Source organism: Micromonospora cynarisoli (genome assembly GCF_030518815.1).
Classification (GTDB): domain Bacteria; phylum Actinomycetota; class Actinomycetes; order Mycobacteriales; family Micromonosporaceae; genus Micromonospora; species Micromonospora wenchangensis.
Window position 1 is genome coordinate 5,070,181 of the sequence record NZ_CP130426.1, and the last position, 15,516, is coordinate 5,085,696.

Here is a 15,516-nt window from a genome sequence, read left to right on the forward strand (position 1 = left end):
CAGTGGGCAGAAGCGCTTCCGATTCGAGCCCGGGCCCGTGGCCTCGGCGCGGGTATCTTCGGCTGCGCAGGATGTCGACGTGCCTCGAACCGTCGTGGGGACGGTGGCGCGGCGTCACGGGCTTGCTGGCGTTGGGTCGGCGTCGCGGGCAGAGGAGCCGATCAGTCAGGCCGTCGTCGGTACTGCAGCCGTGGTGCACGATCGAGGTCGAGGATGAAGCCGTCGGGCGTGGGAGCCCTGACATCCGTCGAAGCGGTGGGAAGTGTGAGCGTGTAGCCGTTCGCGGCGTAGGTGGCGGAGTCGATACGGGTGAGACGGTCGAGGGTCCCCCGACGCCACAGGCACAGCGAGTCCGCGCCGCGGGTCAGGCGTACGGCACCGGGCACCTCATCGCAGACATAGATGCCGAGCTCGGTGTGGGGCGCGTCGGTGTCGACTCTGCTGAGCGAGGTGCTGTTGAACGAGGGCCTCCAAGTTATGGCATGTGAGAGGAGTTCACCAGGTTCGGTGTTGATGCCGTCGGTGATGTTGGCGAGGGCCGTGGCTGCCACATGGTCTGCGGCTATTCCCGCGTGGTTGGACAGACAGATGACGCGGAGTCCAGAGACGGTGAGGTAGGTAGCGGCGGAGAATCCCTGTTCATGGCCGTAGTGGAAGACAGCGGTACGGCTTGGGCGAGGATCGGCGTACAGCCCGGCGCCGTACGTGAACGGCGGTTGGTCGCTGGGCCAGTAGCCGAGGTCCCGCTCGAACGGAAGCGCATCGTTGGCCGAGGAGTGCCACTCGTGCCGAAGATGGGCGAGCCAGCGGTCCAGGTCTGCGGCCGTGCACCACAGGGAGCCGGGGCCGGGCAGGGTGGCTGGGCGTTGTTGGTGCTGCCATCCATCGGCGACGGCCTGGTAGCTGGCGGCGGCACCGGGGATCACCTCGCGTGGGTCGTTCTTGAACCGGGCCGAGGTCATGCCGAGCGGGGCGAAGACCTGCTGGTCGGCGATCTGGCGGAGTCCGGCACTGTATGCGTGTGTGAGGACTTCTGCGAGGAGGAGGTAGCCGGTGTTGCTGTATAGGAAGCGGCCCGGCTCGACGGCCCGTCGCTGCTGACGGTAGGCGAGTTGGAGCAGGTCGCTGGCGGTGTAGTGGTCGAGTTCGCGGAAGCCGGCCAGGGAGAGAAGCGATTCAGCGTCTCGGATGCCTCCCCTGTGCTGGATGAGGTCTCCGACGGTGACGTCGGGGATGTGGAAGCGGGGCAGGATGTCGCCAACCGGCCGGTCCAGGGTTAGGAGGCGGTCGCGGGCGGCGCGGATGCATAGGTATGCGGTGATCTGTTTGGCGACGGAGCCGACGTTGAAGGTGGTGTCTTTCCCGACGGGCGTGGCGAGTTCGAGGTTGGCCGCTCCGGTCTCTGCTTGCACCGGCGGGCCGTCGACGTGGCGGACATACAGGGTGACGCCGGGCTCACCTAGCCGGTCTGCGAGGCCCGCCGTGTCGGATCCGGTCGGGATGTTGGTGGGGTTCACAGGCTGAGGGCCTCGCGGTGGATGACGTGCATGCGATCCCGCAGTTCGGGTGCGGTGATCAGGGCGAGCGCGCGGGCGTGGTCAGCGGCGGTAGGGGCGAGTAGTTCTCGCTGCTGGTCTAGGTAGGTAGCCAGGAACCTGTGTAGCTCGCCGCTGGTCTCGGGTAGAACGCGGGCGGTGTAAATCATGGTGAGAGGGAAGGCGAAGCAGGCGTGCAGGAAGCCGAAGGCGGGTCGGTTCGTCTTCTTCCAGGGTGAGTAGAACGTCACATCGTCGCTGATTGTGCAGGCGGTGGCGTTCAAGGCGTCGTTGAGCCAGTTGTGGCCCGCTTCGTGGATCAGGTCGCGGGCCAGCACGACGGGTTCCCTGACGTGGTCGCAGTAGACGGTGCCAGGTAGTCGGGTGATGGTCCAGCTGTCGAGGGTGTCGCCGAGCTGCTTGTGGCGCAGCAGGCAGACAACGACTGCGTGGTCGGCGAGAAGACTGGCGAAGCCGTTCTGCACGCCGGTGACGTATGCGGCGGTGGCAAGTTCCCGCAGCTCCGGCGGGGCAGCGATGGTGTCCGGCCCTAGCACGTAGTAGGGGGTCTCGGAGATCGTCGAGCGGGGCAGACGGTCTGGGTCAGGTGCCAGGATTAATCGGGGACCGACGGCAGTGGGTGTCGACAGTGCCGAGGCATTCACATTCGGGTTGGTGTCGTACCAGTTGAAGGTGTCTATCTCGCGGGCACGGGCAGCGGCCTCAGCACCTTCGAGAAAGTGGTGGGCTATGCAGTAGTCGGTGGCATCCGTTCCCAGGGAGTCGGAGGTGCTGACCGTGTGCGGGGCAGTGGGATTGGGGACGGCGCGGATCCGGCGGATGCGGTCGCGTTGGTAGTCCTGGATGGGGGCGAACGAGAAGACGATGGCCGGCGCGTCCATGAAAGTGGAGTCCTTTCCTTTCGACGAGGCTGGGCCGGGCCTGGGGCTGGCCCGTAACGGGCCAGCCCCAGGAGGTGCTCACCTACGGCCTGCCGTCAGTGAGGCAAGCGTCGTTCAGGCGTCGGTGCTTGCGGGTGCCGTGGTGTCCGCCGGAACCTCGGTGGTCGGCCAGCCTTCGGCGGAGACGCTGGAGGTGTGGCGGGTGCTGCGTACGGTCTCGTCGTCGCCGCGCAGGTCGTCCACGGCGGTGAGGAAGTCGCTGATCCGGTCGTTGTCCATGTGTGTCTTCGTCCTTCCGAGGCTGAGTGGTGGACCGTGCATCTTCTGGAGATTGGTGGTGCGGCGGCGAGCGGGCGGTGGGCACCGGGTCTCCTTCCGGCCGATGATGGGTTAGCTGCTGCGCTGAGCTGGCATGGCGGCGGAGTCCGCCGCCTGGTGCAGGGCTTCGCGCAGCTCTCTCATGAAGGGCCGGTCTTCAGGCACCGGGGCGAGCGCTGCTGTGATGATTGGGCGAAGACTGGCGGGTGCGGTGTCCAGCCGGGAAGGACCGTGGCGGGGGATGTCAACGCACAGGTAGCGGTAGGCCAGGACCGCGAGGCTGAAGGTGTCAGCAGCTGGGGTGGCGCGGTCGTAGGAGGTGGCGTACTCCGGGGGCCAGTGCACCTCCGGGCTCCGGGCGATGGGGCCACGCGGGGTGTCGGTGCGGCGCGCGGCCCCGAGGTCGGTGATTAGTCCGTGGCCGTCGTGGATGAGGATGTTCTCCTGGTAGACATCGCGGTGCACGATCCCACGCTCGTGCAGGGTGTGCAGGCCCTCGGCAACGTCAGCCAGGATCCTCAGTCCGACTGTCACCTGGTGTCGGTGGAGGGCGGTGGTGAGGTGGGGCCTAAAGTTGCCGCCGTTGCAGTGGGGCATGGTGTACCAGTCGAATCGGTCGGTGCTGCCCTCTTCCAGCAGCGGCACGACGTGCTCGGCGCCTCGAGCGGCGCGAGTGACGGTGATCTCGTGGCGGAAGTCCTCGCGAGTCAGGGCACGTTCGGCCTCGCTCATCTCTGCATACCAGTAGAAGCCGTAGGCGGCTCTGCGGGTTGCCTCGTCGAGTTCGGCTAGGACGTGGTTGCTGCCGAAGCCAGCCTTGAGAACAACCGGGGGCGTCCCGTTGCGGCTGACGAGTACCAAGGTGCTGGCGCGGGTGAAGCAGAGGAGGTCGTGGAGGTTCCAGCCGGAGTCACGGAGCTTGTCAAGGACCCAGGCGGCGGGGTGCATCGGGTGCAGGTACATGGGCCGGTCCCTCATGTTCGTGCCGGATCCGGGGCCGTTTCACGCAGCCGGTCCAGGCAGGCGGCGACTAGCAGGTCGAGGTCGAGATCAGTGGCGCACGGGTAGCGCAACAGGGGCAGGCCGGTCGTCTCGATCCACGCGGTGGCGGCCTGCTCGTGAAGGTCGGCGAGCCGGGCAGCGGTCGACGGGTCCTCCCCGAAGCGGCGCGTCGTGGGCCGCCTTGCTAGCCGGGCACGGCACAGCTCAGGATCGGTGGTGAGTAGGACGGTCAGGTCCGCGCGCGCGACCGTTACCTCGGCGAGCTGCTGGACGTATTGGGCGACAGGACGGTCGTGCAGCAAGGCGAGTAGGCAGGCGGTCGACAATGTAAGCCGGTCAGCGACGACAGGGCCCAGGGATAGGGCGGGGAGGAGATTGTGGCGGGAATGGAGTTCGAGGTCGCGGCGGACTGCGGCCACCGCCCGCTTACCGCTGGCGGCTGGGTGCCCGGCCCGTAGGCCGATGATGGTTCGGGTGGCCTCCAACGACAGCCAGGCGAACTGGCCGATGTGCCCGAGGCGGATGTCCTCGCAGGCGGCGGTCGCCAGGAGCCGGTCGCGCAGCGTGCTCTTTCCGGCTCCGGCGATTCCCTCCAAGGCCAGCAGCATGCCTCGCCCCTAATCCCTCTCGGCGATCAGCCAGCTGATGAACTTTGCGACGTGACCACGGGTGACCGGATCGGTGCCGTGGGTGAGTTGGGAGCCGTAGAGCAGGGCAGTGCCCGGGGCGGGCGTCACGCTCCACCGGGTGCGGGGCATGGCTGTATACCAGTCAGCGGAGTGGTCCGCTCCGTCGTTGGCCAGCCACATGCCATTCGCGTAGCCATGCTCCTGGGCGTCGTGCTGTAGGCGGTCATTCCACAGGCGGTCGCTGGAGGTGCTTTCGACGTAGAACGCCCCGCCGGCCTCCGCCTCGGAGATCACCACGCTGATGCCGGCGATCTGCCGCGGCCAGGCGAGCGGGTCAGGGGCGATACCGTCGAGGTGGCCGGTGATGTGCTGGCCGCAGCCGTACTCGACATAGGTCCACGGCCGGCAGGCGGTGATCGACGGCATGACGCGGGACAGCGCGGGGCGGGCGCGGTCGAAGGCCCGTTGAAGCAGGTTCTCGGCTTGGTCTGGGATCCTTGGGACCTCGATCCGTCCGGCTGGTTCGTAGATGGCCATAGCCTGCTCGTTGGAGTGGCCGGGGATCTCATGGATGGAGGTGGCCCGCTGCGCGCCGAAGCGGATCCGTGCTTCATCAGTGAGGAAGCCGTTCATGATGGCGGCAAGCCGGTCCCGCTCCTCAGCGTGGAGGAACTTTTCGATGCTGCCGACCGCGACGGTCTCGGCGATGTGGATCACGAGTCGGTCCTCCTCGTCTCGAGCACTTGGCGGACGTCGTCCAAGCCCGTGCAGTGATTGAGCCAGCTGGCCACTGGGTGGTGGGTGTTGGCGGTCGGGTTGGCCCAGAGGGTCAGCAACTCGCTGGTCAGCGGCAGTTCCTCTTTGCCGGGCAGCGGCTCAGGCACGGTCAGCCGGTCCAGTACCGGGCACGAAGCAGCGTGCTGGGTGGCGAAGGCCCGTCCCAGCCGGGCTGCCGCCGCGAGTCTGCAGGAGTGCAGGAGCGTTTCGTCGGGCTCAGTCCGCTGGTAGCTGCGACACTCGGTCTGCGCCCATCCAGCCGCGATTGCAGCGGCTGTGGCCGTAACACGGCAGGTGGCACAGCACGCGCTATCGGCCTGCAGGCACGGCTGATGATGGGCCGGGAGGGTGGCGGCGACCTCGACGAGGGCCAGCCAGGGGGAGTCTGGCAACAACTCGCCCACGGTGCTGCGGTCCGAGGCTGGGCCATGGTTGCAGCACACTCGATCCGGTCCGCGCGCCGTGCTGGGCTCGAGCGCGGGCTCGATGAACATGGCGTGGAAGTAGACGATCCGCCCCAGAAGCTGGTTGATCGTCAGCACGTGCGTGACCCGATTCACGCCCACACATCCTCGCTCGTCGGAGGTGTGGCCTGTGGTGTCGGGCAGCAGCAGCCGGCTTCGGTGGGTCGCTCGCCGCGCAGCATGTCGACGACGGCGCGGGTGGCCGCGTCTACGGCGTCGAAGTACGCCGGCCAGCCGTGCCCATCGGCCGGCCGCAGGGCTAGGTCGAGCACAGGGCTCCTGCGTCCGGTGGCCTCGCAGGTCAACTCTGCTCGCCCGACGGTCACCTGGACTGGGGCGGGCAGGTCGGTCTCCGCCGCAGTGATCGCGCGGCACAGGGCGGCAGCAGCGTGCGCGTATTCGGTCCGGTTGCGGGGGAGGATGCCAACCCGGCGCTCGGCGGGTGGCAGATCGAGACCGGGGTAGGGGTGTCCCTGACAGCTGTCGTAAGTGACCAGGTGCCAGTCCCGAGTGACGGCATCGACAAGGGCGCGGACCCCGGGCTCGATTGCCTCCCGCCACTGGGGGTCGGCCGGGTCCAGGTCGTCGGCCTCGTGCACCCCGGGCAGGCCGACCGTGTTGATGTTGCCGTGCGCGCTGGTGTGTAGCCGCGCAGGTCGACGGGGCGCATTGGGGCGGTCCCAGCGTGCCAGGAAGGCGGCGATGTCGGGCATACTGTTCGGCGTGCGAGGGCACCAGCTCACCCTGCGGCACCAGGCGCCCGCCGGATGGGCGGGCTGGGCGAGGAGTGCCGCAATGCCGTCAATCATCCGTATCCGGTAGTCGCAGTAGGCGTCCTGCTCCCCTGCCTGGTCCTGGCGCCAGCGGGTTGCGACACAGCCGCCGCCGCAGGCGGACTGGTATGCGCAGGTGGTGCACCGCTCCATCAGGGCCTTGCCCTGATTCAGCAGCGGCAACCGCCGCTGGGCTGCGACGACCGCGTTCTGCCCGGGAACCTGGTTCAAGAGGGTTAGCTTGGCCTGCGGCCAGGGCAGCTCGTCACAGCTGCCGAGTCGTCCGTCTGGGTAGAGCGTGAAGACGTGGTCGCACTTGAGACTGGAGAAGTGGCAGAAGCCGGTGTCTAGCCCGCGTAGCCGCCGGATGGTGGATACAGCCGGTTCTAGTTTCAGGCGGGCGAAGTATCCGGCACCGATCCAGCGAGCGGCGGCGGCGAGCACGAACTCGGCGTACTGGTCCGGGGTGGTCGCCCACGCGGGTCCTTTCGGGCCGCGCACGGCCGCGAGCTGAAGGAGTCGGCTCTCGGGAAGCCGCCGCCCAGGGGCGGCGGTGGGGTCTTGAACGGATGCATCGAAGCAGGGCACGAAGCTGATGGCGTTGACTGCCTCGAAGCCGGCGAGGTGGTCCAGGACGGCCTCGGCGCGATTGAGAACGGCCGGGGTGACCGCAGCGATCACGCCCACCGTCCGGCTGCGAACGGCTAGCAGCCGCAGGGCGGTGGCCACGCGCGGGTAAACCGGCTGACCGTCGTAACCGACCCGCCAGGTATTGCCTGTCGCGTCCCCATCAAGGGAGATGCCGATCTGGAGGTTCGGGTACAAGGCGTCAATCAGGTCCAGCCACTGCTCATCGAGGAGTACGCCGTTGGTCTGCATCGAGACCCGCACCACACTGGGCTGGGCGGCCAGTTCACGCAGCACCTCGGCGACGTGGTCGCGCCCGGCGGTCAGTGGCTCGCCGCCATGCAGCTCGACGGCGAGCGGACGCCCCGAGAAGAGCTCGGTGAGCCGACGTACCTGGCTGGCGTCGATCCGAGCTCCTCCCGGGGCCTCCTTACGTTTCTCGTAGCAGTACAGGCAGTCGATATCGCAAGTCTCACCCCGTAACTTCAAGATCACCGAAACGGCGCTGCCGGTGTCCTCGGCATCAAGGCCGCGGTACAGGCGGACCATCGGGTCGTGCTGTTCAGTGGTGTGGCGCATCGGCTGCCTCCCGGGGTGGCCGTGACCGGACGGGGATCAGTCGTACAGGCGTCCCAACAGGGCACCCTGGCCGGACTGGAGGATGTGGGCGGCCTCGAGCGGAATCCAGAAGCACTCGAAGTGCGTGGGCTCCTGCTCCCCGTCGTGGTCCTCCTGGCTCATCCATCGCTCCGGTGCCGACTCGGTTAGCTCCAGGTGAAAGACGTGACGGCGCTGGAGTTCGAACCGGTATGGGCTGATGTCGTACTCGGTCTCGCCGAGCTTCCGCACGAGCTTGAAGTCCCTAAGGCCGGTCTCCTCCCGAGCCTCGCGCAGCGCGGCCGCTTCCGGCGTCTCGCCTGCGCGGATGCTGCCAGCCGGGACCTGGATGCCGACTTCCTCGTAGCTGTAGTCGGTGTGCCGGAAGACCAGCAACTTCCCGTCACGAACGATGTAGCACAGGACCTTCTCTTTAGTGACCTTCTCAGGCACCGGTAACACCCCTCATCAGTCGTGGGAACCGGACGCGCCTAGCAGCGCCGGCACTGCGACACATGGTCGCGCGCGCCCCCATGGCGATCGGACATCTGGTCGCCTGGCAAGCGGCCTTGAGTCTAGGACTTGTCACCGGGCGTTTCGGAATCCGAAGTGGTCGACGAACTGGGCTACGAAAACCGGAGTTACGGGGCTTGGGACTGCTCCAGCCTGCAGGCAGGCGTGAACGTTTGTCGACGCCGCGGTGGGGGGTCATGGTGGGGGGCGCGGTGGGGTTGAAGCCAGGCAATCCGGCGCGGATCATTTCCTCGATGGCGTCGGCAAAGGTGTCCAGCTATGGGCCAATCGTCATGGCGTCAATGTCAGGGATCCTGGTTGATGTCTCTCGTCTAGGCGGAAGTAGGTGCCCGCGAGTGCCCCGGTAGATCCCTCGTGGTGGACCTCTGGAGTCTGGGAGGGGCGATCGATCCGCGAGTACCTTCAGCGCCGCGACGTTGCCGTAATCTTCCGTTTCCTTCATGCCTGCGGAATCCCCTACGGCGGCATAGCCGCGCTTGTCGGAGTTTCCCCGAACAGGGCAGCCGAAATCGCTAAGGGTGTGCGCAAAGTGGCGGCCTACGAGGTGCTCGAACGGATCGCGGTAGGCCTGTGGACTCCTCGCATCCTTCTGGGACTGGGGCAACAGCAGGATGTTGACGCAGGTCAGCGGGACGAGCCAGGCATCGGTGCAGAGCAGATGTACTCGGCCGTCGGCAGGACCGCTGGAAAGCCGAGTCGTTGGCTCGGCTTTCCAGCAGCCGGTGAAGAAAGTGGCATCGACGCCGGCTTTACCGCGCGTATCCGCGACGAGTTGGAGAAGCGCTGGCGTCGTCGGGTGTGGCACCGCGACAACTAGAAATGATCGAGGAGTCCACTAGTAGGTGTATGCGGATCTACCCCTCGGCTTCCCCGAGTGAAATGCTGGCGCAACTAGTGACCGAATGCACCGAGATTCAAATTCTGTCGCGACGCAGAAAACCTGTGGGTATTCAGGCGAGGCTCTCTGGAACTGCAGCTCTGTTGGCAACCATGTGTGCCGACGCGCTTATGCGACTCGGGGAGGCCGGGGAGGCTCACCGGTGGTGTCGGACGGCCGCATGCGCCGCAGATGACAGTGCGGAGCCTCAGCCGCGGGTGCTGGTCCGGGCGCAATCGGCAATGCTGCCCTACTACTTCGGCGACCCACAGCAGACCGTCTCTCTGGCGGAGGCAGCGTTGGCGTTGGCCGAGACGCCGACATCGTCGAGCGCGCTTGCCGCAGCTGGACGCGCACGTGCCCTGGCACGCCTTGGTGCGACCGAGGGGTCGCGTGCTGCCATCGGCCGGGCAAGAGAGATCTTCGACCAGGTAGGCGACCGCGATACTGATGTTGCTTTCCGATTTCTGGCGAAGCGAATGCTGTTCTACCTCTCCGGGGCGAGCACGTGGCTGGGAGACACGAAGGAGGCATATCGGGTCCAGGAAAAGGCCTTTCGGCTGTACGGGTCATCATCGCCGGTGTCCATTGATCCGGCACTCATCGCGTTGGATCGATCGATGTGTATGGTCCACGACCGGCGAGCGGTAGAGGCGGTGGTCTCGGCCCTTGAGGCCGTCACGAGCCTGCCAGAGACGCACCGTACGGAGATCGTTCTGACCAGGGCCTGCGAGGTTGTCTCGGCCATCCCGGCGAGGCATCGCGGCAGCGAGGCAGTCGTGCTGACCGACTATGTTCGGTCCTGCAGGGAGGGGGACCGTGCGCTGGCTGGCGAGACCCCTGCGCTCGACCCCTAGTGCCGTGACCACGAACGTTGACGGTGTTGGGGTCAGGCTGCGCGGGTGGTGGGTTGGCCCCAGCGTCGTTGGCGTTCGCTGCGGACGCGGGCGCGTTCGCGGCGTTGGGCGGCCAGGACGTCGGGGTGGCGGGCGTTGGCGTTGCGCCAGCGCAGGTAGGCGTGCAGTTTCCGGGTCAGCGTCGGGTGGTTCGGGTGGTTCGAGCCGGCGATGACGAAGGTGCGTAGCGGTCCGAACTGGGCCTCGATCGGGTTGGCCCAGGAGGCGTAGGTCGGGGTGAAGCAGAGCTCGACCTTGTTCCGGGCCGCCCATCTGCGGATCTTGCGGCCTTTGTGCGCGGACAGGTTGTCCAGGATCACGTAGATCGGTGCCCCGTCCGGGCGGGCGGCGCGGATCGACTTCAAGGCGGCGAGGCTGTTCGCGGCGCTCTTGCGACGCCGCACGACGCCCCAGAGTTGGTCGTCACCGACGGAGTAGCAGCCGTGGAACTGCCGCACGCCGTGCAGCTTGTGGTAGTTCGCCGGTAGCCGGTGCGGATGGCCCGCGGGCGCCCAGCCGGTGCCGGCCTGCGGGCGGATGACCAGGGGCCCGAACTCGTCGAAGGCAAACACCCGCTGCGGGAAGTGGCTGCTCACCTGCTCGATCCGGGCGAGCTTGACGTCCCGGTCGGGGTCGGTGGACTCCTTCCACGTCTTCGTCCGCTGGAACGTGATCCGATGCCGGTGCAGGATCTGCCGCAACCTCTCCCGCCCCACCCGGACCCGCCGAACGGCATGCGAGCCCAGGTGCTCGGCGAGTTTGCGGACACTCCACCGGGTGAAGGGCCGCCCCAGCTTCTCGGGGCGGGTGTTGGCCGTCTCGACGATGAACGCCTCGTCATCGGGACTGATCTGGCGGGGACGGCCACCCGCCCACTGAGGGTCCAGGCTGGCCATCCCCATCTCGTTGAACCGGTGGATGACCTGCCGGATCGTGTCCTCGTCGGCCTGCACGAGACGGGCGATCGCCTGCACCGTGTTCCCGCCGGCCGAGGCGAGCACGACCATCGCCCGCCGAAGGCGGATCGGCGAGCCGGTACCTCTACGAGTGATCCTCAGCAGCTGCTGACCCTCCTGGTCACTGAGCCGCCGAACGCGAACGGGTTCTGCCACCGCCACAGCCTGACCGCCACGACCCCGCCCAGCCGACAGGCCAGACGGCGTGTCACCCAACACCGCGAACATTCGTGGCCACGGCACTAGGGAGCCGCATATTCGTCGAAGCGCTAACTCGTCCGGTTCTCGCCGAGGTGTGTCGTCGCTTGAGGATCTCCGGGGCAGACGCCTGCCTGCTGCGTCATCACACGAACGCTGTGTGCGCCGTTGACAACTTGGTGGTCAAGACCGCTCCAGAGGAGTTCGGTCTGGATTGTACGCGCGTCGTGGTGGCCGTGGTCCAATGGTTGTCTGCGCGTCAGTTCCCCACCGTGTTCCTCAGCCCTCGTCTGCCACAGCCACTACTGGTGAACGGGCACGCCGTCACAGTTTGGGAGCGACTGGATCCAGTGCAGGATGAACCGGTCACAGCCATTGAGCTCCGCACCCTCCTCCGGGAACTACACGCCCTTCCAGCCCCGCCGGTCATCCTGCCGAGGCTCCAGCCGATCGACAACGTCCACGCATCGGTGATCAAGTCGGCGATCCTCAGTACTGAGGACCGGGAGCTGCTGCTGAAGCGCCTTGGGTCGCTGACGAAGCGATGGTCTGTGATGGAGTTCCCCCTCGGCGCGAGCCTGATTCAATCCGACCCCCAGACCCGTAACGCCCTTCGCCGCTTCGACAGAACTCCGGTGCTTGCCGACTGGGACGGAGTCGCCCTTGGGCCACGGGAGAGGATCTAGCCACCGTCGCCGTTCACTGCCGCCGCTTCAACTTTCAGGGCTCTGCGGCTCTTGCCAGCTTCGCCGCAGCGTACGGCTGGGACCCACCTCCTGGCGGGGCTTCGACGACTTGTGCGAGCTACGCGAACTACAGATGATCGCAACCGACGCCCGAAAGGCCCGGGCTGGCACCGAAGCCGCAGCCGAGGTGCACCGCAGGATCGGCGGACTTCGCCACGAGGGCCAAGAGCCCCGTCAGTGGCAGATCCTCTGACTGGTTGTCGGATCACAACGGAGTGCTCCTGGCTGGCAAAGCGTTCCCGTCGCTCCTCAAGAGAGCACGGGAGGCATCTCCATCCAAGCCGATTCACCGTTCAGGCGCTCAACCACCCTCAAGGGCGGCGTGGTCGAGTCTGTCCAGAGTCCGGTGCACGTGCGCGAGGAGAAGGGGCGCAGCACAACTGATCGCCCGATGGACCGGGCTCTGGGGAGGGTAGCGGCGCAGGATCTCCGCGACGCGCTCGTCGGCGTTGAGCCGCTGTCCCTGTGGTCCGACCGTGAGGTCGGCGGTGACAAGCGCGTCCATCAGCGGCCCGTCGTCGAGCGGGAAGGTGGCAAGATCATCTGACAAGCCGCGCTCGGCCGCTTCGAAGCGGGCGCAGGTGTGATGGGCGACCAGCCCCACAAGCTCGGGAGGGAAACCGTGTTGCTGCAGGTATCGCGCGCCGTCCAGGGAGTGGAGGCCGGTGTCCGCCAGGCTGGCGGCGTAGCCGATATCGTGCAGCCACGACGCGGCCACTAACAGATCGCGTTGGGCTGGCTCAACCGTGGCCGTCAGCTCGACTGCCCGTTGCCCCACGCCCCGTACATGGGCCCAGCGCTGAGCAAGTGTTGGAGAGTCGAGCAGATTAGCGGCGAGCTGTTGAGCGCGGGCGATGAGGTGAGACACTCCCCAAACGGTAGCCGCTCAGCTGTGTTACTCCCACCCGCTCGCCGGGGTCTATCGGGGCGTCTTGCGGTGGTGAAGTGTCCTCCGATTTCAGCCGATGTATGGATTAGCCTGCTCAAGGAGAGCGTGGTCGATGCGAAGGCGCATCGACGGGTGGATGTCGAGTTGGTCGAGATCGGCCGGATCTACCCATCGGACGTCACGTGATTCGGTCGAGGTGGTCAGTTGCCCGCCGACCGGCCTGGCCGTGAAGCAGATCGAGAACTGCTGGCGTACCTCGCCATCGTCGTAGGCCATAACGTGGCGCGGGTTGGTGTAGATGCCGACGAGGCTCGACAATTCTACCTCGATGCCGGTCTCCTCCCGGACCTCGCGCACCACAGTGTCAGAGATTGACTCACCGACATCGTGCCCACCTCCCGGAAGGGCCCACAAGTTGTTGTCGGTGCGGTGGATCATCAAGAGCTCGCCGCGTTGGTTCCGTACCGCTGCGACGACCGAGGGCACGACGCTGTTCGCCTTTGGGGCAGTGGGGTCGTTGAAGTAATCACGACGCGGCATTTTTCTATCTCCCGTCGAAGGCGGCTATTACCGCATCAATGTTTGTTGTGGGTTTCGCCTGGTTCCAGACTCGGTCGAAGCTGGTGATGTAGTGGTCAACAACGCGGCCACCTGGAACGCGCCGTAGGTAGATAACTGGGTTGTGAGCGGCAGTCGAGCCATACACGTGTGTGTTGACCAGCATCGTCTCATCAGCCCGGAAGATGGATGCGTATAAGGTCGTATCGTGCAGGCGTAGTTCTACGCCTGGAATGGCCAGGATCGGCTCGTAGTAGCGCAGGCTAAGCAGCACGCGATGGGCGAGCCCGATTCCAAATCCCTCTTCTTCTCCCCGGCGACGTACTCCGGCACCGTTTGGGTCGGCAAGAAGCGCTCGTATGCGGCAGCCCTGGCGTGCTCGATCACCGAGTCGGGTGATGTCGTGGAGTTCCGGAAGGAACAAGCCGGCGTAAACAAGTATGTCAACTGACTCACGTGCCTGCTGAATCAACGAACGCCATAGCTCGAGCGGAACTGCGGAGCGGGACGGGTAGAACTCGACCATCTCGGCCCGGCCCGCAGATACGACTCTGAGGTCGTCCGCAACCGAGGGCCACAGATAAGTCTCATCAACGCCGAGTAGGTCGGCGGTTGCGATGCGGTGAGCGCGGTGTGGGACGCGGTCCCGCGTGATCCAACGCTCCACCGTCTTCGGGTCTACTCCGATGACTTCTGCGCATCGCTGTGTGGTCAGCCCTTTAGCAGTCAGAGCACCTCGGAGCCGCTCGTTGGGCATCAGGCTTCAGCCATGGCGGAGGGACGCATGGGGGCCTTTATATCACCACCAAGACGTCCGCGAAAGTCCCTGGCGGGCGGTATCCACATCCCCACGAAGAGCGATCAGATACGAGGCAGTCCGGTGCCGGGCTCCGCACCTCGTTGATCGGGGGTCGCGCAGGGCGTCGCCGCGCCCGCCGGTACCGCCTTACGTTTGGGGGACCAGGATGACCACGAACGCATTGTCGGGCAGCATCGCTGCAATCAAGGCGATGCCCGTGAGATGCGCAGGTTGGCGGGCACCTACTCACGCTGACCCGTCCTGGTGGCTCAACGATCAGTTCGAGGGGCTGTTGCTCACAGAGTTGCTGCGTCAACGCGATATCGGTGCGGTGTTCCGCTTTCTCAAATCGCGTGGCTGGAGTCAGTCGGCGATTGCCGCGGCCACCGGCACGACCGAGAACCAGGTCCGTGCAGTGATCCGAGGCCGACAGCGCGTGACTTCTTACGAGGTGCTCGAACGGGTAGCAGAAGGACTAAGCATTCCGCGTGGCCTGATGGGGCTTGCATACGAGCACTGAAATCCGTTTCCCAACGAATGCGTCCGGATGGATGTCTCGCCCTATCGCGTCTCGATCCTGTCACCGAGGGGTTCACGGTGACCCATCACGGTGGGGCTGGACACACTGCGTGGACAGAGCGATCGTCGATTTAGGAGAAGGTCAAGCCACGTGACGACCAGAATCGCGCCCGGCGCGTTCGAGGTCAGCCACCTGCGCCCAGAACCACTGCCGCCGGTTTTCGATCGAAAGGTAGAGAGGGCTGTTGTGTCTGTTGCCCGAGGGCTTGCGTCACTGCTGCTGGTCCTGCTTGTGGCGCCCATGGTCTTCACACCTGGTCTTGTATTGACCGGCCAGCAAGATCGGGCCAGTAGGCCCAGCTACAAGCGAGTACTGGGAACGGCAGTAGGGCCGATATCGCTCCGCCACCCTGAGGCGTTAATCCGCGAGCGGGGGACGATGTGAGGGCGCCCGATGGCGATGCGGTGAAGGTCTCGCGGTTGAGGCTTGGGCGTCGGTTGGCGGATCTGTCGGTGCGGTGGAAGGCCGCGTTGATTGTGCTGCCGACGGTGTTGGCCGCGGTGGTGTCGGCGGGGTTCGGCTTGTGGTCGTCGGTGGGGGCGGCGACGGCTGCTGAACGTGCCGGGGACATGTTCGCGGTGGGGGCATCGGCTGCCGAGGTGACGCAGCGGTTGCAGGCGGAGCGGGCGGCGGCGGTGGGTGTGCTGTTGCCGGGGTCCGAGGTGGTGTCGGCGGATTTCGAGCGGGCGGTGCAGCGCACCGACGAAGCGATTACCTGGTTTCGGGGGTTGAGGGGCGAGCTGGGTGGATCGCCGGGGGATGTTCGTGCCGTTCTAGCCCGTGCTGACGCTGGGTTGGCTGATGTGCAGGCGCAGCGGCAGTGGGTGCGTGGGGACGGTCCGGTGGGGGTCTGTCAAAC

17 protein-coding genes and 1 pseudogene are annotated in these 15,516 nt (G+C 66.3%); 6 read left to right on the plus strand and 12 right to left on the minus strand.

Annotation, left to right across the window (positions count from 1 at the left end):
- Positions 1-161: 161 nt before the first annotated feature.
- The 9 genes from Q2K16_RS21995 to Q2K16_RS22035 all read right to left on the minus strand — a co-directional run bounded on the left by Q2K16_RS21995 (position 162) and on the right by Q2K16_RS22035 (position 8,077).
- Positions 162-1,517 (minus strand): serine hydrolase domain-containing protein, encoded by a 1,356-nt coding sequence (locus Q2K16_RS21995; RefSeq protein WP_302739798.1) that lies wholly within the window; start codon positions 1,515-1,517, stop codon positions 162-164.
- Positions 1,514-2,437 (minus strand): aKG-HExxH-type peptide beta-hydroxylase, encoded by a 924-nt coding sequence (locus tag Q2K16_RS22000; protein ID WP_302739800.1) that lies wholly within the window; start codon positions 2,435-2,437, stop codon positions 1,514-1,516. Before Q2K16_RS22000 ends, Q2K16_RS21995 begins: the two co-directional genes overlap by 4 nt.
- A 114-nt stretch (positions 2,438-2,551) precedes the next feature.
- Positions 2,552-2,716 carry a hypothetical protein gene (locus Q2K16_RS22005; RefSeq protein ID WP_302739802.1) on the minus strand — a complete coding sequence of 55 codons (165 nt, stop codon included), beginning with the start codon at positions 2,714-2,716 and terminating at the stop codon, positions 2,552-2,554.
- Between the two features lie 111 nt (positions 2,717-2,827).
- The gene (locus Q2K16_RS22010; protein ID WP_302739804.1) at positions 2,828-3,718 is read right to left on the minus strand and encodes a protein kinase domain-containing protein; all 891 of its coding nucleotides are present in this window, start codon (positions 3,716-3,718) and stop codon (positions 2,828-2,830) included.
- Positions 3,719-3,729: 11 nt separating this feature from the next.
- Positions 3,730-4,365, minus strand: a complete 636-nt coding sequence (locus tag Q2K16_RS22015; RefSeq protein WP_302739806.1) for a hypothetical protein — start codon at positions 4,363-4,365, stop codon at positions 3,730-3,732.
- Between the two features lie 9 nt (positions 4,366-4,374).
- Positions 4,375-5,103, minus strand: a complete 729-nt coding sequence (locus tag Q2K16_RS22020) for a hypothetical protein (protein ID WP_302739808.1) — start codon at positions 5,101-5,103, stop codon at positions 4,375-4,377.
- On the minus strand, positions 5,100-5,723 hold the full coding sequence (locus Q2K16_RS22025; protein WP_302739810.1) for a hypothetical protein: 624 nt from the start codon (positions 5,721-5,723) through the stop codon (positions 5,100-5,102). Before Q2K16_RS22025 ends, Q2K16_RS22020 begins: the two co-directional genes overlap by 4 nt.
- Positions 5,720-7,606 (minus strand): radical SAM/SPASM domain-containing protein, encoded by a 1,887-nt coding sequence (locus tag Q2K16_RS22030; protein WP_302739812.1) that lies wholly within the window; start codon positions 7,604-7,606, stop codon positions 5,720-5,722. Before Q2K16_RS22030 ends, Q2K16_RS22025 begins: the two co-directional genes overlap by 4 nt.
- Before the next feature lie 36 nt (positions 7,607-7,642).
- Positions 7,643-8,077, minus strand: a complete 435-nt coding sequence (locus tag Q2K16_RS22035; protein WP_302739814.1) for an NUDIX hydrolase — start codon at positions 8,075-8,077, stop codon at positions 7,643-7,645.
- 610 nt (positions 8,078-8,687) lie between these two features.
- Here Q2K16_RS22035 and Q2K16_RS33275 point away from each other — a divergent pair.
- Complete coding sequence (locus tag Q2K16_RS33275; RefSeq protein WP_489671802.1) at positions 8,688-8,975, plus strand: hypothetical protein; 288 nt, start codon at positions 8,688-8,690, stop codon at positions 8,973-8,975.
- Between the two features lie 302 nt (positions 8,976-9,277).
- The gene (locus Q2K16_RS33280) at positions 9,278-9,892 is read left to right on the plus strand and encodes a hypothetical protein (protein ID WP_489671803.1); all 615 of its coding nucleotides are present in this window, start codon (positions 9,278-9,280) and stop codon (positions 9,890-9,892) included.
- Positions 9,893-9,924: 32 nt separating this feature from the next.
- Here Q2K16_RS33280 and Q2K16_RS22045 read toward each other — a convergent pair whose 3' ends face one another.
- Complete coding sequence (locus tag Q2K16_RS22045; protein WP_302739705.1) at positions 9,925-11,043, minus strand: IS630 family transposase; 1,119 nt, start codon at positions 11,041-11,043, stop codon at positions 9,925-9,927.
- A gap of 149 nt (positions 11,044-11,192) precedes the next feature.
- On the opposite strand from Q2K16_RS22045, the gene Q2K16_RS22050 reads away from it, so the two are divergent.
- Positions 11,193-11,771 carry an aminoglycoside phosphotransferase/kinase family protein gene (locus tag Q2K16_RS22050; protein ID WP_302739815.1) on the plus strand — a complete coding sequence of 193 codons (579 nt, stop codon included), beginning with the start codon at positions 11,193-11,195 and terminating at the stop codon, positions 11,769-11,771.
- 361 nt (positions 11,772-12,132) lie between these two features.
- On the opposite strand, the gene Q2K16_RS22055 is transcribed toward Q2K16_RS22050, so the two are convergent.
- Both Q2K16_RS22055 and Q2K16_RS22060 read right to left on the minus strand, forming a co-directional pair.
- The gene (locus Q2K16_RS22055) at positions 12,133-12,699 is read right to left on the minus strand and encodes an HD domain-containing protein (RefSeq protein WP_302739817.1); all 567 of its coding nucleotides are present in this window, start codon (positions 12,697-12,699) and stop codon (positions 12,133-12,135) included.
- 90 nt (positions 12,700-12,789) lie between these two features.
- The gene (locus Q2K16_RS22060) at positions 12,790-13,260 is read right to left on the minus strand and encodes an NUDIX hydrolase (RefSeq protein WP_302739819.1); all 471 of its coding nucleotides are present in this window, start codon (positions 13,258-13,260) and stop codon (positions 12,790-12,792) included.
- A gap of 295 nt (positions 13,261-13,555) precedes the next feature.
- Between Q2K16_RS22060 and Q2K16_RS22065 the strand changes: the two genes are divergently transcribed.
- The 3 genes and pseudogenes from Q2K16_RS22065 to Q2K16_RS33090 form a co-directional block, all read left to right on the plus strand.
- Positions 13,556-13,729, plus strand: a complete 174-nt coding sequence (locus tag Q2K16_RS22065; protein WP_302739821.1) for a hypothetical protein — start codon at positions 13,556-13,558, stop codon at positions 13,727-13,729.
- Positions 13,730-14,243: 514 nt separating this feature from the next.
- Entirely contained in the window at positions 14,244-14,597 is a 354-nt protein-coding gene (locus Q2K16_RS22070) for a helix-turn-helix domain-containing protein (RefSeq protein WP_302739822.1), read from the plus strand.
- Between the two features lie 464 nt (positions 14,598-15,061).
- Positions 15,062-15,508, plus strand: a pseudogene (locus tag Q2K16_RS33090) (nitrate- and nitrite sensing domain-containing protein); the annotation flags it as partial.
- Between the last annotated feature and the right edge of the window lie 8 nt (positions 15,509-15,516).